We start from the raw sequence: 20,713 nt of genomic DNA, 5'->3' as shown, positions 1-20,713 counted from the left end.
GAAAGGATCAACACCATCTTGGTCGCGGGCCTCGAACACATGGTCGCAAATCGATCATGCCGCTAAGGCCCGGTGCGGATAGGGGCCGACCTGGCGCACGATACGGCGGAGGTTCTCGGCCAGTTCCACCCCCGGGGTCACGCCGGTCCATGGCGCTTCGAGGCCGAGCGCTTGGGCGGCCGCGGTGAAGCGGCGGCCGTGGATTTCGTCTGCAGGCAACAGGGCGTGGATCAGCTCGTGGACCAGGGTCGCCGACACCAGCACGGGATCATCGATGAACGGCGATATGGTGATGTGACGGAAGCCATCGCGGTCCGGATAGGCATGGCAAACACCAAGGGTCCGCCGAGCGTTTGACAGCGCCCCGACCCCGAGACGAATGCGGAGCGGGATTTCGTAGCCGCGTTGAGAAAACCACGCGCGGAGCAGGACGGCGACGTGGGTCAGCCACTGCTCCCGATAGGGGGTGCGGGGGGTATGAAACCCATCAGTCAACACGACAGTTTGGGGGATCAAGACTGGACTTCCGCGACCTGGCCGGCGTTCACGCCGTTCGCCTCTCGGCGCAGCGCATCGCTGGTCCCTGCGGTCAAGCAGCCGCTGGCGCGGCGTCCGGCGAGCTCGAAACAGTCGCCGTGAGCCAGGACGTGCATGCGCACGTCGTAGATCGAGAGCGCGCGATCTGGCTTGGCTTCGGCGATGTTGGACTGGGTGACCCCCGCCCCATCCACCACATAGACGCCAGCGCGGCCGACGACGCGGAACCGGCCGCCCTCGACCACGATCGCGGTGTCCTCATCGATGCCGATGCCAAGCACCCGCGGATTTTGCGCCACGGCGCCCAGCAGGCGTCCGATCCGCCCGCGTTCGGCGAAGTGTTGGTCGATGATCACGCCGCGGATCAGGCTCATCCCGGCGGCGATATGGAGATCACCGATCCGATGGCTTTCCCCGCTGGCGCCGCCCACCAGCATGGTGTCGCTCATCACCGAAGCTCCGGCCGACGTACCGGCGATGAGCCCGCCGGCGGCATGGATTTCGCGGATCCGTCGCTCGACGGGGGTGTCGCCGATCTGGCTTGAAATGCGCAGTTGGTCGCCCCCGGTGAAGAAGACTCCAGCCGCGCCGTCCAGCACCGCGAGGGCGTCGTCGCCCAGGGTCTCAGCGCGATTGCGCACATAGAGCTCGACGAGTTCGCCGACGCCCAGCCCTTTGAAGGCGCGCCGATAGGCGTCGAAGTAGCCGTCCGGCTCCTGGGAGGCGACTGTCGCGATCACCAACTTGCCGTGACGCACGCGGTTGGCGACCTCCTTCAGGATCAGTCGCTTACCCTCCTTGTCCTCATGTCCGCCGATGATGATCAGAGGCCCGGGCTCAGGCATGGAGCAGGTCTTTCAATTCCGATTGATGGAGGGCTACGCGGGGGGATAGCTGGTGGGAAGCAAGACCCATGGCGAAGTGGGGGCTGGTGTGGGCCCAGCCCATCCATCCCCGCGGGTCGAGGGCGATCACGCCAGCCTCGCCGCCGACCCGGTCAAGATGGGCCATGGCGCGGGCTGCGGCGTTTTGAGGCGTGCCGCACTCGAGCGCGGCCATGACGCGCGCGGCGAGCAAGGTGCGGGTGATGGCTTCGCCGTCGCCTGAAAGGGCCACCCCGCCGACCTGGTCATCGACATAGAAGCCGCAGCCCGGCAAAGGCGTATCGCCAACTCGCCCAGGCGACTTGCCGGACAAGCCGCCGGTTGAGAGCCCGACAGCCATGTGGCCGGATCGGTCGAGCACCACGCATCCGACGGTGTCTCCGCTCGCGCGGGAGAGCGCGCGCGGTTCGCCCCCCGTTTCGTTGTCCAATAAGCCATGCCGGGCGGCGAAGGCCCGGGCGCCGCCCGCAACGAGCAGGCCATCGGTCTCGGCGAGCATCCGGCGCGCCACGCTCACCGGATGGCGCACGCCCTCCAGTGCAGCTACCGCCCCCACCGCCAAGTCCGCTCCAGTCATGATCGCCGCGTCGAGCTGCGCAACGCCCTCGGCGTTGAGCACCGCGCCGTAGCCGGCGTTGAAGGTGACGTCCGCCTCTAGTTGGCGCACGACGGCTTCGACAGCGTCGATCGCCTCGCCTCCGGCCGACAGGAGGCCGTGACCGATTTCAAGCGCGGCCATGCAGCCACGCCGATTGTCCTGCGCGTCCTCGGGTTCGATCTTGCGAGCGCCGCCATGAAGGATGATGGCCCATCGCTCAGACATCGGAGGACCCGCAGATCGCGCCCTCGGGCGTGAATCCGACCACCTGGTTCCAGACGCCGCCGATATCGGTGGGTAGAAGCACCACCAGGTCGCCCGGGCGAGCCATTTTCAGGCAGGTGTCCGCGGCGACCTTCTCGTCGATGATCCGCTGAACATGCTCGGCGCTGGCGCCGGCGGCGATGGCCCCGTCGGTCAGCAGACTGATGACTTCGCCTGTCGCGCGGCCTCGGCCGTCGGGCGCTTCACGAAACACCAGTTCGTCGAAGGTGCCCGCGGCTATGCGCCCCATTTCAAGGATGTCTTCATTGCGCCGATCACCCGGGATGCTGACCATGCCGATCAGCCTGCCGTGGGCTGGCGCCATCGCCTTGATCATCTCCGACAGCGCCGCGAGACTGGCTGGGTTATGAGCGTAGTCGAGGATCACCCGGAAGGGATGGCCGTCGTACAGATTGAGGCGGCCAGGGTTCTGCTCAAAGCTTGAGGTGAAAGTCGACAGCCCCTCGACGACGATCGAAGGCGCCACGCCATGGGCCAGGGTCATGGCCGCGGCGGCCAGCGCGTTCTGTATGTTGAAGCCCGCCGTGCCGCCGACCGTCGCTGGAACCTCGTCGGCCGCCATCAGGTCCGACCTTTGACCATGGCGGTGGACGACCAGCCGCCCTCCCCGCCGCCCAGGCTCACGAACGACCGCCATGCCGCCGGCGTCGATATGGGTTCGGACGGCCTCGGACATGTCGCCGCCTCCATGCATGGAGAACAAGACCAGCGCGCCGCCCGAGCGACGCCGCATGCGCAAGGTCAAGGGATCATCGGCGTTGAGCACGCTGTGGCCGCGGCGCCGGACGTTTTCGACTACGACCGACTTCACGGCGGCCAGATCCTCGAGCGTCACCACGCCCTTCAGACCCAGATGATCGGCGGTGATGTTGAGCACCGCGCCGACGTCACAGATATCGAAGCCGAGCCCTTCGCGCAGGATCCCGCCGCGGGCGACCTCGAGCACGGCGGCGTCGACCTTGGGGTTTCTCAAGAGCATGCGCGCGCTCTTCGGGCCGCTGGCGTCGGCCGCGTAGACCAGCTGGTCATTGAGGTAGACCCCCGTGGTGCTGGCGCAGCCGACGTTCAGGCCTTGGGCGCGTAGGATGCTCGCCACCATGCGGGTGGTGGTGGATTTGCCGTTCGTGCCCGTGACCGCGAAGATCGGGATGCGCGCGGCCGAGCCGCGCGGGTAGAGACTTGCGATAACCGGCTCGGCGACATCGCGCCCTTGCCCCTCTGAGGGCTCCAGATGCATGCGAAATCCCGGTGCGGCGTTGACCTCGACGATGCCCCCGCCGGTCTCCCGGACAGACCGGGCGACGTCGGGGATCATGAAGTCGACACCCGCGACGTCGAGGCCGATAACAAGAGCCGCCTGCTCGGCGATGGCGACATTGTCAGGATGGGCCTCGGCCGTCCGATCGGCTGCGACGCCGCCTGTCGACAGGTTTGCGGTCGCCCGCAGTTCAACCACCTGCCCCGGGTTGGGAACCGAGGTAAGGGTCAGGCCGGAGCGCTGAAGGCGGTCGCGAACGTGATCGTCGATGACGATCCGGGTCATGACCGCCTCGTGGCCTTTCCCCCGCCGCGGATCAAGATTGGTCAGGGCGACCAACTCCTGGATGGATCCTCGCCCGTCTCCCACGACGCTGGCGGGCGTCCGTTCGGCGATCGCGACGACCTTGCCGTCCACCACGAGAAAGCGGTGGTCGCGGCCGGGCAGCATCTGCTCGACCACAACTCTGCGACCATGCTCAGCGGCTTGGGCGAACCCCCACCGAACTTCGGCGTCCGAGCCCAGGGCGGTGCTCACCCCGCGGCCATGGTTGCCGTCCAGGGGCTTGGTCACCACGGGCCAGCCCAGCTTGGCCGCCGCAGCGACCGCCTCGTCGGCTGCGCCAACCACGACGCCGCGCGGAGTCGGCAGGCCCGCCGCAGCCAGGAGGGTCTTGGTCAAGGCCTTGTCACCGGCCGTCTGGACGGCGATGTGCGAGGTCTGACTGGTGATGCTGGCGCGCAACCGACGTTGGCGGCTGCCCTGGCCGAGTTGGATGAAGCTCTGCTCGTCGAGCCTGGCCACCGGGATTCCACGCCGCTTGGCGGCGTCCACCAGGGCCTGGGTCGTTGGCCCAAGAGCGTGCTTGCGCGCGAGGCTGCGCAGCTCAGCCACCGCAGTCTCAAGGGAGATCGGGCCGGGCGCGGCGTTGCGGTCGAGGATCCTCAGGCCGTGCAAACCAGACAGATCTGGCGGCAGAAGGCTATCCAGCCATCGGAGGGCGTACTGACCTGCCATCAGCCCGACCTCCTCCTGCTCATAGGCATAGAGGATGTTGTAGACGCCGGGCTTTCCTCTCACGGACCTGGTCTTTCCTCGCGTGGTCGCATGACCAGCCAAGACCTGAAGTTCGAGCGCCACGTGCTCGGCGACATGGCCCAGCCAAGTGCCATCGTGAAGGCGTCGTGCAAAGCCGCCCGCGTGGCGATTGCTGCAGCCATGCAAGGCCAAGCCCGGAAGGTCGTTCAACAGCCGCTCTACAAACCCAGGCAGGGTGTCGCTCGGATAGGCTTCAAGCGCCCCAAGGTCGACCTGGATGCGGATCATCGGGAGGCGACTGAAGAAATTGGGACCCCGATAGACGCTGGTCTCACGGATCGCCATCGGCGACCCGCGGCCGGCCTGAACGGAGGTCTCCGCCACATCGGAGTCGAGCGCCGCCTCAGCTTCGCCAGCGGCCGATGGAACGTCGTATGGCATGTCGCGCCCTCCAGTGTGAGGCCGGAACGAGAGTGCAGAACCGAGGTTCCGAAATTTGAAGCCCAGCCGCAAAAAATGTTTACAGACAATCTCTTACGTCGGAGTTCCGACTTAACGGCGCGCGTACCCTGATCACTTTCGTCGGCCCCGAACGCTATGAGCGCGACACACTCAAGGGCGGCGCAGGCGGGCGCTGAGAACTCTGTGGCGCAGTACTCGGCCAGAAGGGACGGGCCGCGGATCGACGGCCAGCCGTGGGGCAGAACGCCAGGCCGCCGCGTCCAGGCCTCGACTGCTTCAGCCCGGACTCAAGCGGTCGGCGCGGTGCTCCAAGGTCTGGCGATCGCCGCAGCTTCGATCTGGCGCTCCTGGTGCTCGCCGGTATTGCCGCTGACCATCGCCATGCCGGCGGCCAGAGGCGTGTGACGTCCGCGAAGCCGATCAGGCCGTTCGAAACCTAGACGGGCGACGTCCGGTGATAGGTTCGCTTATAGCGACCCTCCAGGTGGCCTCAAGCGCGCGGCGTCGGTCAGGGGCAAGCGCCCATGGCGTCAGGCCATTTCACCTTCGCGCGCGCCGACCATCACCTCAACGCCCTTCTCGATCGCTGCGTAGCATTCGCAGGCGATGGCCGAGGCGGCGCTGATATCGGTGAGACGGATCTTCCCTCGAGAGTAGGCGATCACACCGCGCGCTTGCAGCTGGCTGGCGATGGCGGTCACCGTGGTGCGCTGCACGCCGAGCATGATGGAGAGGTGCTCCTGGGTGAGCGGGAGCACCTCGCTGCCAAGGCGATCGCGCGTCATCAGCAGCCAGCGACACAAGCGTTGCTCGGTGTCGTGAAGCGCGTTGCATGCGGTGGTCTGAGCCGATTGGATCAAGCTCGCTTGAGCAAAACTAACAATGTGCTGAACCAGGGCGGGACTCGTGCGCGCCGCGGCCGAAAGGGCGATCAGGGGGATGTCGTAGACGTCGCCGGGCACCTGGGTGATGACGCGCTCATACGAGAGCGGAGATCCCAGGGCGTGAAGCAGGCCGTAGCCGCTTTCGAAGCCAATGGTGCGTGTCTCGACCTGCCGTCCGTCCTGCATCACGGCGATCACCGACAAAATGGCGTTCACCGGTAGATAGATGCGCTCAAGGGCTTGGCCTTCTTGCGCAAGGACCGCGTCGCGCTCGAGGGTCCGGCGACGCAGGTTGGGCATCAGCAAGGCGGCGTCCGCGGGCGTGAGAGATTCAAGAAAGCGATTAGCGGGCACGTTCAGACCCTCCCATCATTGCACCGATGGCGGCGGCAACGCATCTGCGCGGGTCTGGTTTCACGATGACGTCGCTCGACTGACAGCGCGTCCCGCATTGTGGGTTTCAGAGGGACACCCCTCCCGGCGCCGTCACCATCTTACTGGTGCAGACGCCGATCACCTTTCAGGGCTGTGCGCTCGAGCAAGTCAGCGAGATCGAGGGCATCCTGAATCTCCAAGCCCACTTGCGCGACCTCCATGATCACGACGGGATGGCCAGTGAAGATGTCGAACACCGTCCAGCCGGCGTAATCCTCTCTGATGTCGTAGCGCTTACTCATAGGTCACGAGAATGGCTCCGTGCGGAGACGGAAGCTACCCCCCACGCTGCCATGGCGGCTCACGCCCTGCGAGCAGCGCCCACTGAAATTCCGTCCTCCGTATCCGATCCTGAGGGGCTCTTGACGCGTTGGTTGCGGATGAACCGCGAGCTTGAAAACTTGCGACGCCGGATGGAAGCGGCGGTCGCCGCCTTCGACTTCGAAGAAGGAGCTCGGCTGCGCGATCAGATCAGCCTGCTACGAGGCAATCCAGACGGAGCAACACACCAGGACTTGGACACCTCGCGCCTACGCCGCCAGGCTCCTGGCCGAATGGGCCTCGGGACGAGCGAGCAGGCCGTATCTCCTCCTCCGGGGTGGAAGCCGCCCAAGCGCCCCGATCCGATGACAAAGGCCCATAAACCGGCAAGAAGCCGGAAGCGCTGAACGCCTGAATGCGCCACCCTCCCCGTCCGCTCGCCAAGTCCGCTTCAGGGCAACATGTCCGAAGCGCCGAAGAATTTCGGCGGGGCGCCAGAGCGGAAGTTTACATCTGTGCGTAGAACAGACGTTCGGGCTGATCGTATGCTAGCTAAGGCCATCGACTAAATACTCAAGCCGCTGACCACGACCCCTACCCCGCAGGGACGTCTGCGCCTCCCGTCCGAGTTTCTCCAAACTTCCTCCAGAGCGAACGCGAGTCACCAATGGCCATGGATAAGGTGCCCATGACGTTTCAGGGCTATCGCGCCCTGGATGAAGACTTGAAGCGGCTTAAGACGATCGAGCGCCCTGCCGTAACCGTCGCTATCGGGGAGGCGCGCCTCCACGGCGACCTGAAGGAGAACGCCGAGTACCATGCCGCAAAGGATCGGCAGGGGTGGATCGAAGGACAAATTGTTCAGATCGGCGACATGATCGCGCGCGCGCAGGTCATTGACGTTACGAAGCTTTCCGGAACCCGGATCAAGTTCGGCGCGACCGTCTCCGTGATCGACCAAGATACAGAGGAACAGGCCCGCTACCAGATCGTGGGTGAGCATGAGGCAGATGTGAAGGCGGGACGCGTTTCGATCACCTCCCCCATCGCCCGCGCGATGATCGGCAAGGAGAGCGGTGACCTCGTCGAGGTGACAAGTCCCGGCGGCTTGAAAGCCTACGAGGTCACGAAGGTGGAGTGGATTTGATTCGCTAAGGAGGCGCTCCGAACCTAGATGAACTACAAACGGTCGACCCTCTGACGTCTCCGATGCCCCAAGAGCCGAAATGGCTTTCTAGATTAAAACAGACATCCACTCCGGGGTCGCCGGTCGACCAGATCGCGACCGTAGCCTTGGGACTGAAGGCCGCGAAAATGCAGGAAGCGGCGACGGCTGAGCCGCGGTAGGCTCGCGTGTGAGCAGCAACCAGACGATCACGCGGGAGGCGGAAGCGCCATTTTTCGCTCAGGAGATCACTGGGCTCGCGCGAGCGCTGGTGGGTTGCTCGATCTTTGTGGATGGTGTCGGCGGGCGGATCGTCGAGACTGAGGCCTATGAGCCCGCTGATCCGGCGTCGCACAGCTTCAGAGGACTTACGGCGCGAAACCAGCCGATGTACGGACCACCAGGTAGAGCCTATGTCTACCGCATCTACGGGATGCACTGGTGCCTTAATCTTGTTGGAGGCGTCCAGCCTGGAGCGGCGGTCCTGATCAGGGCGCTGGAGCCGACCGCAGGCTTAGATGTGATGAGCGCGCGCCGAGGGTCTGACAATCCGCTTCGCCTTTGCGCTGGGCCGGGGCGGCTGTGTCAGGCTCTTGGCGTCACCGCGGCTCACAATGGGATGTCCCTCACTATGGAGCCTTTCAGCTTCCTTCCCGCGCCGCCGGTTGGCGAAGTCGTCGCCGGTCCGAGGATCGGTATAAGGAAGGCGATCGATAAACCCTGGCGTTTCGGGCTCCTAGGTTCGAAGTTCTTGAGCCGCCCTTTTCCGCCCGTTTCACGCACAGATGGATCGGGCGCGCTCCGATCTCAGGATCACCCCGCATAGCCCATCGCGCCTCAAGGACCTCTCCGGTCGCCGCGACACCCGGGTTCCGCCGAGCGGCGATCCGCAGAAACATGGCGTCAAGCAAATCATCTGTGGTTGGACGCCTCGCAGTGCACCGGTGTTGAGTGCCGCGCGTCGCCGTTCAATGCCCCCCAGCGGGCGGCGACGACGCCAGAGCTAAGCTCAGCGCGGGCCTCGCCCATCCTTGAGTGGGCGGGGTCTAGCGGCGTCCCGAGCTACGCTTCGGGCGCGGCGAAGAAATCTGCAAACGAGCTTCTTGAAGCTGTTGTCGGCCTTCCTAATCTCTTCGTCGTCGAGCGCCGCGAGGGCTCGACGACATCCAGGGGGCGCCCGCGCTTCCGGGCGCCTCTCGGGTCCACCTTGCTCGTTCTGAGGAGATGGAAATGAGCACGGCATATGACTTCTCGCCCCTCTACCGGTCGATGATCAGCGTCGACCGGGTCGCGGAGCTCATCGACAGCGTGATGAGAAGCGAAGGCGACCGCAGCTACCCGCCCTACGACGTCGAGAAGACTGGTGACGACGGCTATCGCATCACCTTGGCCGCCGCAGGCTTTGGCGCCGATGAGTTCGAAATGGCGGCGCAGGCGAACCGTCTGGTCGTCGTCGGCCGCAAGGCCAAAGCCGATCACAGCGCGAGCACCTACCTGCATCGCGCCATCGCCTCGCGTGACTTCGAGCGAAGGTTCGAACTGGCCGACTATGTCGTCGTGAGGTCCGCAAGCTGTGACAACGGCGTCCTGGCCATTGATCTCCCTCGCCAAGCGCCTGAGGCGCTGAAGCCTCGGCGCATCGAGATCCTGGCGCCCCCGGCTTGGCCGAACATGCGCCAGATCAACAAGGACCAGACAGAGCGTCCAGCCGCCTAACAGCGGCGGCGTAAGCGATTGGCCCTCTTAGGCGACGAGACTCGCCTCTCAGCGTGAACGCGTGGGCGACAACTGATCCCAACCCCGAGAATAGCGCGCCTGGCTCGCCGTCTGAGAGTCACGGAGCGATTGTGAAAGGAGATTACAGGAGAGAAGATGATGCGACTGGCGACGACAGAACAGATCTTTGGTCCGCAGGGCGTCCGCCCACCCTGGGATCTCAGGACCGCGCTCGAACGTGGCGTTCGTCCTGCCGTGTGCTTTCAAAACCCCGATGATGTGGTGAAGGACCCTCACCTCACGTTCCGCGACAAACGAGAAATCCTCTCATCTTGGGCGTCCGATGCATCGGCGGTGCAGGACGAGCCACGCCTCAGATGGCTGTTGGGCACCATCGAACCGGTCCCGTTGCACGAGGTGTTGGCGGCGCTGAAACGGCTGGACTCGATGGAAGCCGGTCATGACAAGCGTACTCACTAGCAACTCTCAGGCGGCGTCTCTCATCGCGTGTGATCAGCCGCGGCATTGGCGCCCGGGGCGGCGGTGGAAAGCGGGCTACTTGGAGCACGACAACATGCGCATCATCGATGTGCGGCCCCTTGGACAAGGGTGGACGGTCCGGGGCGAGCAGATCGACAACGATCTGGTTTTCCGCAGCGGGCGTGCGGCCGAACAAGCAGCTCGTCACCTGGCCCATCGTCTGGCGAAGGTTGGCATTCCCTCTGAGGTCCGCATTCATTTGCGGGATGGGACGCTCGGGGGACGCTTCTTCACCCCGGCGGCGCCTCCGGCCGAGCACCGCGGCACGTCGGTGGTGCTGGAACCGGCCTAGCCGCGGCAGAAACTCCCGGTATTCGTCAGCGTTCGGGCGCGCTGGGAGGAGAGCAGTCCGTTGTTCGAGTGCCGAGGAGGGTCGGAATCGCCCTTGCTTGGGCGGAGGGGAAATCCAACCCGCACTCCGGGCTGTCGGAAGTTGGCCGAGCTACGCATCGCAGAAAGTGGAACGCCAGGTAGTCGTGCATTAACGCCGCACATGGCTAGGTTGAGGAAGCAGTATCGGGGAGCCCAGGGGTGATGCAGGATCGCGATGTAACGCTGGAAGCCATCCGCCCCACTGCAAAGCGGGTCATCAGGCTTGCCCAAGCGCTGTTCGACGGGGTTTACGCCGACATCATTTGGCAGGAAGGTGAACGCCAGGCTCGGATGGTGCCCTTCGCGGGGGACGACAACGCCCAGTTCCCAAGCCGCCGCATCATGCTCACCGGCGAGCCCCTGTGGATCGAGGACTTCGAGACCTGTTCCGTCGCGCGTCAGCATAAGCTGGTTCCCGGTAGTCCAGATATCCGTTGCTTCGTCGGAACGCCAATTGTCAGCGACGGCGCGGTTCTCGGCGTCTTGGCGGCGATCGACCGGCGTGTGCGACCGCGCGACGACCGGTTGCTGCGTCGTCTCGGCGAACTAGCAGACTTGCTCGCCGACGCCTTCAAGCAAGTCGTCGTGGGGGCCGAGCGCGAACGCACGGCGGCCCTGTTATCGGATGCCCTCGCGGAAACCGCGCGTTCCGAGCAGAGGCTGAAGCTCGCGACCGAACTCGCTCAGGTCTACGTTTGGGAGCTTGATCACAGCCGCCAGGAGGCGCGCGAGGACGGCGCGCCGGGCCACACGCCGTTCAAGGACTATCGAGATGCGCTATCCATGTGGAACCGGGTCCATCCTGGGGACAGGCCGACGGCTCAAGCCCTGTGGGCCGCGCACCTAGACGGCGGGCCGCCTCTGAACGCCACCTACCGGATAGCCCGCGCCGATGGCTCGTATGTATGGGTCAAAAGCGCCGCGGAAGCTGTGCGGGGTGATGATGGTCGGGTGGCGCGCGTCGTTGGAGCGATCCGCAACATAAACCGGGACAAGAAGAACGAAGCGGCGCTCCTTGAGGCGCTCAACGCCGCCGAAGCCGCGAACAGCGCCAAGAGCACGTTCTTGGCGACCGTCAGCCATGAAATTCGCACACCCTTGAACGGCATTCTGGGCATGGCCCAGGTCATGGCGCACGAGGACCTGCCCGCCTCGCAGGCAGAGCGGCTGCAGATCATTCGGCAGTCGGGCGAAACCTTGCTGGCGATTGTCAACGACGTTCTGGACCTCTCCAAGATCGCCGCTGGGAGACTTGAGCTGGAGACCGTTGAGTTCGATCTAATCGACTTGACCGCGGCGGCGCAGGCGACGTTTGGCGCGGTGGCGAATGCCAAGGGCCTGTCGTTCGACCTTCGCTCAGAAGGCGCTGCCGGCGTCTATCGCGGGGACCCGGTGCGGGTGCGCCAGATACTTTACAACCTGATCTCCAACGCCCTGAAGTTCACCGAACGCGGCGGCGTTGCGCTAAGCCTCCGCCGCCGGAGCGATGGTCTTCACATAGAGATCGCCGACACCGGGATAGGCATCCCGCTCGAGCGTCAGGAGAGTTTATTTCAGCCCTTCACCCAGGCTGACGCATCAACGACGCGGCGCTTCGGCGGGACAGGTCTTGGCCTTTCCATAAGCCGTGAGTTGGCGACCAAGATGGGCGGCGATATCAGTGTCGAAAGCGCGCCAGGCCGGGGCGCGAAATTCATCGTGCGCTTGCCCTTGCCGTTCGTCGGCCCAAGCTCTGAAAAGTTGGAAAGTCCCTACCAGAGCTCCGTCCCAGACCGCCAAGGCTACGGAAATTTGCGGGTCCTGGCCGCCGAGGACAATCGCACAAACCAATTGGTGCTGGCCGCCCTCCTCGGCCAGATCGGCATCGAACCGGTGATTGTCGAAAATGGCCGCCTGGCGCTTCAGGCGTGGGAGGCCCAAGTATGGGACCTCATCCTCATGGACGCACAGATGCCAGAAATGGATGGCGTTCAGGCCACCCTTGCCATTCGCGCGGCGGAAGCTGCTGGAGGCCGCGCGCGCACTCCGGTCATCGCGCTCACAGCAAACGCATTAGCCCATCAGGCTGAGGCCTATATTGCAGCCGGTATGGACAGCGTGGTTTGCAAACCCATTCAGGTTCCAGAGCTATTCGCGGCTATGGAAAGCATCATGCTTGGCCGCAGGCTGGACGCGGGCTCAGCAGAAGTAGAACGCCTGGACGTCGCATCGCCGCATTGAGGGGCTGATTGAAGACGGCCCGTCGCGGCAAACCTGGTCGTAGAGTGTCGTCATCGCGCCGTGCCAGAGCCGGCTATGATCATCCCCGCTTTGTGATCACAAGGCCCGCTTCGCCCCTGGCGGGGACGCTTCTTAACCCCGTCGGCGGCTTCCGGCCGGGCGCCGCAGCACGGCAATGGCTCTGGAACCGGCCTAGCAGCGTTCGGCGCCGGCCCTTTTTCGGGAACGGTCAGAGCAGTTCTTCGCTTGGTCCGGGGACGCTGCCTCGACCACCCGGCCGTGTATTGCAGCAGGGCACGCTTCGTGGTCTCAACCTGTGAAACAAGAGAGCGACCGTGAAGCGTATCCAGATGGCGAGATCGGCTTGGGCCCGCGCAGCTGATGTGCGCGTGAGCTCTCGACCGATGGACGAGGTCCGTATCGCGCTTCGTGCTCGTTGCCGACAGCCATGCGTTCAGCCCGAGTGAGCGCCAGACTCTTGCCGATTTCATTCGTTCCGCTGGGCCGCGCAACAGCTCGTTCTATGCGGCTGAGCTTGCCGCGGAGCTTCGCGAACTCATCTTGGTCATTCAACCGGACGCCGCGCCGACGGTCCGGACCGCGCCGGTCCGCTTAGCTGATCTGGTCAGCTGGTAGACGCCGATCGCACGCTCTTGCCGCGGCTGACACGTCTGTCAGAAGCCTTACCAGCAAGAACGTGAAGACTGCGCCGAGGGCGTTCCAGCCGCTCTCGGAACACCGCGCCTTCCACTCCGTTCATCCTCAGCCAGATAACCTGAAGGAGCGCGAGCCATGGCCGACCTCTCGGCGATCAAGCAACATATGGAAGTCATCGGCGCCGATGGCGTCCACCTCGGCACGGTCGACAAGGTCGAGGGTGACCGGATCAAGCTGACGCGTGCGGACAGCGGCTCCCACGGCGACCACCATCACTTTCTCTCCGCTGGCCTTGTCGCCGCCGTCGAAGGAAATCAGGTCCGGCTCTCGGCCAATGCCGACAACGCCGCGCTGCTGGAAGAGGAAGAAGGTGGCGGGGCGATCGCCGATCGAAACGAATAGCGGCTGGGTGACAGGCGTGGTGGCGGCGCTGTCATCTGCGCAGCGCCTGCCACTCGAGCAAGGCGAACCCTAGCCCGATAAGCGGCCCGAGATCGGGAGGGTGTGGCGTGTGCCGTTGCGGCCGGAATGCGTCGTAGACGCTAGTCTTTGCGGCGCCGTCCGCACAGCGATCGCCGTCAGGAACCGCGAGCGCCACGAGGCTGGCGGCGAGCGCTGCGCTCTCGGATCGTAGCCCGTGCTGTCGGCTGCCGCCCTATCCGAACATCTTGGCCTACCTGAAGGTCATCGCGGCGCGGCCGGCCTAACAGCGCGCCATGGAGAAGGGCGACCGGCAGCCGGCTCGCCTGTTGAGCTGAAGGCTTCCTCGGGCTCGCTGCGGGAGCCAAGTCGCTCGTAGACGCCTCGAGCGATCACCAGCTGTTCGTCGGTCGGAACGACCAGGATCTCGACACCGCCACCTGAGTCGATCCGGCCGGCTCCCGCCAAGTTCGCCTCGTGATCGAGCGTAGCGCCGAGCCAGCCGCTGAAGGCCACGATACGCTCCCGGATCGCCGGCGCATTCTCGCCGACACCGGCGGTGAACACCAAGGTGTCCAGCCCTCCCAACGCCGCCGCCAGCGAGCCTATTTCGCGTGCGATACGGTAGACGTAGACCTCAAGCGCTTGCCTCGCATGCGCAGCCTGGCTGGCCAACAGCGCCACCATGTCCCCGCTTAGCCCGGAGAGACCGAGAAGGCCCGAGCGTTGATAGAGCAGGTCGCTCACCGCAGCCGGGCTCATGCCTTTCGCCTGGAGCAGGTACAGGATGACGCCGGGATCTATGGAGCCGCTGCGGGTGCTCATCGGGGGACCGTCAAGCGCCGAAAAGCCCATGGTCGTGGCGACGCTGCGCCCCTGGTTCATGGCGCAGAGCGAGACGCCGCTGCCAAGGTGCAGAACAATAGCCCGCCCCCCCGCCCGCTTCCCGTCCCGTTGGCGCAGGACGCTGGCGATGTAGTCATAGGACAGGCCGTGAAAGCCGTAGGCCAGCACGCCTTCATCGATCAGATCCCGCGGCAGGCCATAGAGCCGCGCCGCCTCCGGCTGGTCCGCATGAAAGGCGGTGTCGAAGACTCCGACCTGCAACGTGTTCGGAACACGCCGCATCGCCATCCGCACGCCGCTCAGATTGAAGGGCTGGTGAAGCGGAGCTAGCGATGACAAATCCTCGAGCTTGGCGAGAACGTCCTCGTCCAGGGTTCGCGGTTCGCGAAATTCCAGGCCGCCGTGAACGATGCGGTGCCCGACGGCGATTACGCCGTCCGCCTGGCGCTGGACCGCCAGCCAGTCGAAGAGCCGCTCAAGCACGGCGTCGAGGTCGGCTGGCCCCGCCCACGGTTCGTCGGCGAGGACGACGCTCTCGGTGCTGGCCCGCATCCGAGGGAGCCCGTTCAATCCCGAAATCTGTCCAGACAGCTTGAGGGGCAGATCTGGGGTCGCGTCATAAACCGCGAACTTCAAGCTGGAAGACCCAGCATTCAGGGTCAGGATGCCGCCCGCTGTCATCTCAGGTACTTGGTCGGCTTGTGCTGGGTGACCAGAATGGCGAGCGCACAGGACGCCAGACGTGAAGCCTCGGGGTCGGAGCGGCTGGTCAGCATGATCGGAACGCGGGCGCCTAGGACGATTCCCGCCGACTGCGCGTTCGACAGATAGAAGAGTTGCTTGGCCAACATGTTGCCGGACTCGATGTCGGGAACGATCAGGATGTCTGCCTCGCCCGCCACCTGCGAGACGATGCCCTTAGCCCTGGCCGCCTCCGGCGACACCGCGTTGTCGAAAGCCAGGGGGCCGTCCAGCAGCCCGCCAACGATCTGTCCGCGATCGGCCATCTTGCACAAGGCGGCCGCGTCCAGGGTCGAGATCATCTTGGGATTGACGGTTTCCACCGCCGAGAGAATGGCCACCTTGGGCAGCGGCGTTCCCATCGCATGGGCCAGATCAATGGCGTTCTGCACGATGTCTCGCTTGGCGGCGAGGTCCGGCGAGATGTTCAGCGCCGCGTCGCTGACCAGCAGCGGTCGTGGATAGGTCGGCACGTCCAGCACGAAGATGTGGCTCATCCTGCGGTCGGTTCGCAGGCCCGAGCCTGGCGCTACGACCGCTTCCAGCAATTCGTCGGTATGCAGCGCGCCCTTCATAATGGCGGCGGCCTGCCCCCTGGCGGCCATCGCGCAAGCCGTTTCGGCGGCCTGATGGCTATGTTCGACATCGACGAGTTGGTACGCGGAGATATCCCTGCCCGCGTCTCGAGCAGCCGCCTCGACCCTCGCTTTCGGCCCGATCAGGATGGGCGTGATCAGCCCGCGCTTGGCCGCCTCGACTGCGCCGGTCAACGAGAGCACGTCGACCGGATGCACGACAGCTGTCGCCAGCGGCGGCTGCGCCTCGGCCATGCGCATCAATCGCTGAAGCTGGCTTCCGGGAATGGAAACGTCGAGACCGGCAGGACTTTCCACGATCGCTACGTGCTCCCCGACTGAGTGTTCCGGGCGCAACAGATCGCCGCGTGGCCGCGATCAGATCATCGCCCGCGCTGACGAAGGTGGCTAGGGCCTTAAGCGAAAAGCACGCCATGTCCGCCGTCCGCCCAGCTCCGTCACGTCGCTTGAGCACGCTCAACGCCGGCGGGTCTTTGGTCGGGAGGGTTGCGTACAAAAATACGGAAACCCGCATAAGACCATTTTATACGCATAAGCGTATTGCGCCCGAGGTCCCGAGCGGCCGCTCTCAAAGCTCCTCCACTTCACCAGGCTCACCTGGGGGGCAGCCATGGCGTCTCCAGAGATGCCGGCCCGGCGGCTGGGGAGATGTTAGACCTCGGGAACGACGTAGCGACTGCTCGGGCGGCCGAGGGTTAGACCGGCGCCAGGATCGCCTGCTGATCGCCGTGTCGCGCGCTGAGCCGCCAGGCTCGGCCTCGGATCCATAATCGGTCGACCTCGATGGCCCGCCAGCCGGCCGGGAGTATGACCGGCCGGCGCGGCCAGAACTCCACATCCTCCGGGCCAGGCTCAACCCCGGTGAACCCAAAGAGCAGTCCGGTCAGGAAGCCGCCGATATTGGCGAAGAACGGGCCGGCGCGCGGCTGCTCGGGGAAGCGGTCCGGGCGATACTCAAGGGTTTGAAGAAAGCGCTCCGTGCAAAATTGGCCATAGCCCTCGTCCAGCAATTTGAGCGCAAGGTCGCGGTCGCCCGTTCGGGCCGCCCAGGCCCCATAGAGCGCCGAGAGCATCGGGCTGCCGATATAGTCCTGAGCAATCCCAAGATAGAGGGCCAGGGTTGCGGCCTCTTCCGCCGCCGCCAGGTCAAACCCAAACGGGAAAAGGCCCATCAGCGGGTCGGGCGTGGCGCCCTTCTCCTCGTTGATCCGGTAGCCGTCGTGAGAGATGACGGCGCCGCCGCGTCTGGGGATCGTCATCTGCTCGGCGATCTGCGTCCATAGCGGGTCGGCGCGATAGCCTAGGCGCTCGGCGGCGCCGACCGCCTCGCGCAGGACAACGACCGCGCCCATATTGGTGAAGGCTGCATTGTTCACGGCCGCCTCGCGTTCGGCGATGCCCATGGACTGGCGGATGTCATAGCCGCCTCGGGTCGCGGTCACGCGCGTGGTGATCCATTCAGCGACGCCCGACAACACCGGCCAGGCGCGATCTCTGAGGAATTCCAGATCACCTGAGACGTCCGCGTAGAAGGCGAAAGCCCGGGCGACGTCGAGGGAAACATGGTCCTCGTGCCATGCGGCCCTTCCCGGCAAGGGGGCGGCCTCCTCCCCTGTCCCCGGCGCGCTCTCCCAGGGGAACTGCAGGCCGCGACGGCCGAACGCCTGGGCGTTGCGCTTGGCGCCCTCGAGGTTGCGCGATCGGTAGTCGAGCAGGCTTTGAGCCGCTTGCGGCTGGAGGACGCAGAGCGGCGGGACCGCAAACGCCTCGATGTCCCACATCACGTGCCCGAAATAGTAGTGATAGTCGTGCCAGGTCGCCAAACCGAAGATCGAGGTGGAGGCCGGCGAGGAGGCGTGCACCGAGGCGTTCAGATAAAAGACCGCGGCGTCGGCGAGCTGCTGCCAACGCTCCCCGGCCCCTTCTAGGTGGATGCGCCCCTTCCAGAGCTCGTCCCAGACGGCTTTGTTCTCGGCGCGAATGGTCTCAAAGCCGTCGGCTTGGGCCTTGGCCGCCAGACGCACGGCATGCTGGTCAGGCATCTGATGCATGGCCTGGGGGATCACACTAACGATCTGGCGCAGGCGTACCGGCCGCCCGGCTCGGCCGCGGACGCGATATTCACTTACCAGCTGGTGGTCCCGCAGCGGGGGGCGGGAAGGCTCCTGCTCTCCGGCGCCGAGCAGCTGGGTGACGTAGGCCGCGCCGCAGGTCGAAAGCGCTCCGGCCGACTCCCAGAGCAGCGATCCATCGACGGCCGGCTGCTCTTCGCCAGGTGTGACCCGGGCGTGGCGCAAGGCGCGGCCATCGGCGCCGCCGGCGTCGACCACGGCCCGCAAGCCCAGTTCGCATGCGGCGTCGACCTCGACGCGGATCTCCTGGCACGCCAGCGTCGGCGCTTGCCGGCTGCAGAAGGTCAGAACCTCCACCCGCGCCGTCCGGCCCCCGGCGCTATAGGTGAACCGGCTGGTCAGCTCGCCCGCGGAAAAGTCGTAGGCCTGGACGAGGTCGCCGACCTGATGCGGCGCGTCCGACAGCCAGACCCCGTTCAAGGCCAGGTCGCCCGCGAGCGGATAGGGCGCCACGGCCGCCGCTTCGATCTGGCGCTCGTGATGCTCTCCGGTGTAGCCGCTGAGGAGCGCCATGCCGGCCGCCAGCGGCATGTCGCGCACCCGCAGGCCGATCAGGCCGTTGGCGACATAGGCTGGAAGTTCGGGACGTCCGGAGCCCTCAACCGGGGCCGGATTGATCGGCGTGCTCATGATGATCCTCCCGCACGCCACAAACCGGTGGCGGAGCTTCGGTTCCCCGGTTCGCAGAGCATGGCGTCGGGCCGGCCGGCGCGGGGTGGGCTTCGCCTGGCCGACCGGTTCGGAACCGAGAGCCCCCGATGGAGCTTCTAGGCGCTTGCGACCAGCGAGCGCGGACGATGATGCAACCTCTCCTGAGCCGTTCGGCCGACTTCCAGTGGTGGAAGCATGGCGTCATCTACCAAGTCTATCTGCGCTCATTTCAAGACAGCAATGGCGACGGCGTCGGCGATCTCGCCGGGCTGATCGCTCGCCTCGACTACCTGACGGGTCTTGGCGTGGACGCGATCTGGTTGTCTCCAATTTTCTCTTCGCCGATGGCGGACTTCGGCTACGACGTGGCCGATCACACCGCCGTCGATCCCTTGTTCGGCGACTTGGCCGTTTTTCGCGAGTTGGTGAGCCAGGTCCATTCGCGCGGCCTCAAGATCATCTTGGACTACATCCCCAACCACACCTCCGAGCAGCACGCCTGGTTCCTGGAAAGCCGCGCGTCTCGCACCGCGGCTAAGCGTGATTGGTACGTCTGGCGCGACCCAGGTCCGGGCGGCGGCGCTCCGAACAATTGGCGCGGCGAATTCGGCGGATCGGCCTGGAGCTGGGATGAGCCGACCGGGCAATACTATTACCATGCCTTTCTCCCGTCCCAGCCGGACCTGAACTGGCGCAATCCCGCGGCGGCGCGCGCCATGCTCAATGTCCTGCGCTTCTGGTTGGACGAGGGCGTGGACGGCTTTCGGGTCGACGCCATCCATCACCTGCTTGAGGACGAGAGCCTCGCCGACAATCCGCCAAACCCGCAGTGGCGCGAGGCGATGGGGCCGGCCGAGCAATTCCTCAAGGTCCACACGGTCGACCAGCCCGAGGTCCACCCATTCATCGCCGCCATGCGGCGGCTGGTCGAAGGTTATGGCGCAGACCGCGTCTTGATCGGCGAGGCCTACCTGCCGATCCCGCGCCTGATGGCCTATTATGGCGGCGCGTTGGACGGCTTCCATCTGCCGTTCAACTTTCACCTGATGACCACGCCCTGGACGCCGCTGGCGCTCGCCAGTCTGATCGGCGCATATGAAGCGGCCCTGCCCGCTGGCGGCTGGCCCAATTGGGTGTTGTCCAACCATGACCGCTCGCGGCTGGCGAGCCGGCTCGGTGAGGACCAGGCTCGGGTGGCGGCGATGTTGCTCCTTACGCTTCGCGGCACGCCCACCCTCTACCAAGGCGACGAGCTGGGACTGACAGATGTTCCGATCCCGCCTGATCGGGTGCGCGACCCCTGGGAACTCAATGTTCCAGGACTTGGTCTTGGCCGCGACCCCGCCCGCACCCCGATGCTGTGGTCGGGAGCCCCCAACGCCGGGTTCAGCGCCCAAGCGCCGTGGCTTCCCTTGAGCGAGGGTTGGCGCGACCTCAACGCTGCGCGCCAACTGGAACGGCCAGGGTCGATCCTGCGGCTCTATCAAGCCCTGCTTGCGCTGCGCAGGCGCGAGGAAGTCTTGCAGGTCGGCGACTACGCCCTGCTCGGCGCGGCCGGCGGGCTTCTCGCCTTCCAGCGATCTTGCCCGGAGAGCTGCCTCGCGGTCGTTTTGGATCTCGAGGGATCGGGAGGGGTGTTTCCCCTCGATGGCGGACAAATCCTGCTGTCGACCTTGCCTGGGCGGGTTGGCGAGCGCTTGGAGTCCGATCTTCATCTGAGCCCGCATGAGGGGGCCATCGTCCGTCGCTGTCCGGAGCGCCAGAATGTCGGAGAAAGGCAGAATGCGTAGATGGCGAGCGTGCCGGAGTCGGATCCCCGACAGACTGAGACCTCAGCTTGGAGCAGTCTCAATTGAGGCGTTGCGATGGCGCCAGCTGGCGGTCAAATCCTGGCGTTCGGGCAACCATCGCGGGGTCTGTCTGGCGGGGCGCGGCGCGTTCGAAGTCTTTGAGACGAGGGCATTTTGGGCGGGGGACCGCAGGCTGCGGCGTGACCCCATCGGCCTCGATATTCA

The 20,713-nt window shown here is 65.4% G+C and carries 18 protein-coding genes; 9 read left to right on the top strand and 9 right to left on the bottom strand.

Going from position 1 to position 20,713, the window contains the following annotated elements:
• Window positions 1-54: 54 nt before the first annotated feature.
• The 6 genes from Q8M13_RS09890 to Q8M13_RS09865 all read right to left on the bottom strand — a co-directional run bounded on the left by Q8M13_RS09890 (window position 55) and on the right by Q8M13_RS09865 (window position 6,623).
• Complete coding sequence (locus Q8M13_RS09890; protein ID WP_305299762.1) at window positions 55-516, bottom strand: hypothetical protein; 462 nt, start codon at window positions 514-516, stop codon at window positions 55-57.
• Window positions 513-1,382 carry a cyanophycinase gene (locus Q8M13_RS09885; RefSeq protein WP_305299761.1) on the bottom strand — a complete coding sequence of 290 codons (870 nt, stop codon included), beginning with the start codon at window positions 1,380-1,382 and terminating at the stop codon, window positions 513-515. The genes Q8M13_RS09890 and Q8M13_RS09885 overlap by 4 nt, the downstream gene beginning before the upstream one ends.
• Window positions 1,375-2,244 carry an isoaspartyl peptidase/L-asparaginase family protein gene (locus Q8M13_RS09880; protein ID WP_305299760.1) on the bottom strand — a complete coding sequence of 290 codons (870 nt, stop codon included), beginning with the start codon at window positions 2,242-2,244 and terminating at the stop codon, window positions 1,375-1,377. The genes Q8M13_RS09885 and Q8M13_RS09880 overlap by 8 nt, the downstream gene beginning before the upstream one ends.
• Window positions 2,237-5,041, bottom strand: coding sequence for a cyanophycin synthetase (gene cphA, locus Q8M13_RS09875; protein WP_305299759.1), 2,805 nt, complete (start codon window positions 5,039-5,041; stop codon window positions 2,237-2,239). The genes Q8M13_RS09880 and cphA overlap by 8 nt, the downstream gene beginning before the upstream one ends.
• Window positions 5,042-5,592: 551 nt before the next feature.
• Window positions 5,593-6,300: a Crp/Fnr family transcriptional regulator gene (locus tag Q8M13_RS09870; RefSeq protein ID WP_305299757.1), complete on the bottom strand. Its 708-nt coding sequence runs from the start codon at window positions 6,298-6,300 to the stop codon at window positions 5,593-5,595.
• A 140-nt stretch (window positions 6,301-6,440) separates the two neighbouring features.
• On the bottom strand, window positions 6,441-6,623 hold the full coding sequence (locus Q8M13_RS09865; RefSeq protein ID WP_305299755.1) for a hypothetical protein: 183 nt from the start codon (window positions 6,621-6,623) through the stop codon (window positions 6,441-6,443).
• On the opposite strand from Q8M13_RS09865, the gene Q8M13_RS21015 reads away from it, so the two are divergent.
• The 8 genes from Q8M13_RS21015 (at window position 6,555) to Q8M13_RS09830 (ending at window position 13,714) form a co-directional block, all read left to right on the top strand.
• Window positions 6,555-7,049: a UvrB/UvrC motif-containing protein gene (locus tag Q8M13_RS21015; RefSeq protein ID WP_370870014.1), complete on the top strand. Its 495-nt coding sequence runs from the start codon at window positions 6,555-6,557 to the stop codon at window positions 7,047-7,049. The two genes, Q8M13_RS09865 and Q8M13_RS21015, sit on opposite strands and share 69 nt — an antisense overlap.
• A gap of 266 nt (window positions 7,050-7,315) precedes the next feature.
• On the top strand, window positions 7,316-7,789 hold the full coding sequence (gene greA, locus Q8M13_RS09855) for a transcription elongation factor GreA (RefSeq protein ID WP_305299783.1): 474 nt from the start codon (window positions 7,316-7,318) through the stop codon (window positions 7,787-7,789).
• 208 nt (window positions 7,790-7,997) lie between these two features.
• On the top strand, window positions 7,998-8,633 hold the full coding sequence (locus tag Q8M13_RS21010; RefSeq protein ID WP_370870012.1) for a DNA-3-methyladenine glycosylase: 636 nt from the start codon (window positions 7,998-8,000) through the stop codon (window positions 8,631-8,633).
• 404 nt (window positions 8,634-9,037) lie between these two features.
• Window positions 9,038-9,523 carry an Hsp20 family protein gene (locus Q8M13_RS09850; protein ID WP_305299753.1) on the top strand — a complete coding sequence of 162 codons (486 nt, stop codon included), beginning with the start codon at window positions 9,038-9,040 and terminating at the stop codon, window positions 9,521-9,523.
• A gap of 156 nt (window positions 9,524-9,679) precedes the next feature.
• Complete coding sequence (locus Q8M13_RS09845; protein ID WP_305299752.1) at window positions 9,680-10,003, top strand: hypothetical protein; 324 nt, start codon at window positions 9,680-9,682, stop codon at window positions 10,001-10,003.
• A 94-nt stretch (window positions 10,004-10,097) separates the two neighbouring features.
• Window positions 10,098-10,355 (top strand): DUF2188 domain-containing protein, encoded by a 258-nt coding sequence (locus tag Q8M13_RS09840; RefSeq protein WP_305299750.1) that lies wholly within the window; start codon window positions 10,098-10,100, stop codon window positions 10,353-10,355.
• A gap of 242 nt (window positions 10,356-10,597) precedes the next feature.
• Window positions 10,598-12,655, top strand: coding sequence for an ATP-binding protein (locus Q8M13_RS09835; RefSeq protein WP_370870011.1), 2,058 nt, complete (start codon window positions 10,598-10,600; stop codon window positions 12,653-12,655).
• Between the two features lie 792 nt (window positions 12,656-13,447).
• The gene (locus Q8M13_RS09830; RefSeq protein ID WP_305299748.1) at window positions 13,448-13,714 is read left to right on the top strand and encodes a DUF2171 domain-containing protein; all 267 of its coding nucleotides are present in this window, start codon (window positions 13,448-13,450) and stop codon (window positions 13,712-13,714) included.
• A 282-nt stretch (window positions 13,715-13,996) separates the two neighbouring features.
• Here the strand turns inward: Q8M13_RS09830 and Q8M13_RS09825 are convergent, their stop codons facing one another.
• The 3 genes from Q8M13_RS09825 to Q8M13_RS09815 form a co-directional block, all read right to left on the bottom strand.
• Entirely contained in the window at window positions 13,997-15,259 is a 1,263-nt protein-coding gene (locus tag Q8M13_RS09825; RefSeq protein WP_305299746.1) for an acetate/propionate family kinase, read from the bottom strand.
• The gene (locus tag Q8M13_RS09820) at window positions 15,256-16,212 is read right to left on the bottom strand and encodes a bifunctional enoyl-CoA hydratase/phosphate acetyltransferase (protein ID WP_305299745.1); all 957 of its coding nucleotides are present in this window, start codon (window positions 16,210-16,212) and stop codon (window positions 15,256-15,258) included. The genes Q8M13_RS09825 and Q8M13_RS09820 overlap by 4 nt, the downstream gene beginning before the upstream one ends.
• A gap of 398 nt (window positions 16,213-16,610) precedes the next feature.
• Window positions 16,611-18,677 (bottom strand): glycoside hydrolase family 65 protein, encoded by a 2,067-nt coding sequence (locus Q8M13_RS09815; RefSeq protein WP_305299743.1) that lies wholly within the window; start codon window positions 18,675-18,677, stop codon window positions 16,611-16,613.
• A gap of 167 nt (window positions 18,678-18,844) precedes the next feature.
• Here Q8M13_RS09815 and Q8M13_RS09810 point away from each other — a divergent pair, with 167 nt between their 5' ends.
• Window positions 18,845-20,488 carry an alpha-amylase family glycosyl hydrolase gene (locus tag Q8M13_RS09810; protein WP_305299742.1) on the top strand — a complete coding sequence of 548 codons (1,644 nt, stop codon included), beginning with the start codon at window positions 18,845-18,847 and terminating at the stop codon, window positions 20,486-20,488.
• Window positions 20,489-20,713 lie beyond the last annotated feature (225 nt).

Origin of the sequence: Phenylobacterium sp. (assembly GCF_030681155.1) — a bacterium.
Classification (GTDB): Bacteria; Pseudomonadota; Alphaproteobacteria; order Caulobacterales; family Caulobacteraceae; genus Phenylobacterium.
The sequence above is the reverse complement of the archived record's forward strand: the minus strand, read 5'-3'. Positions and strand labels throughout refer to the sequence as shown.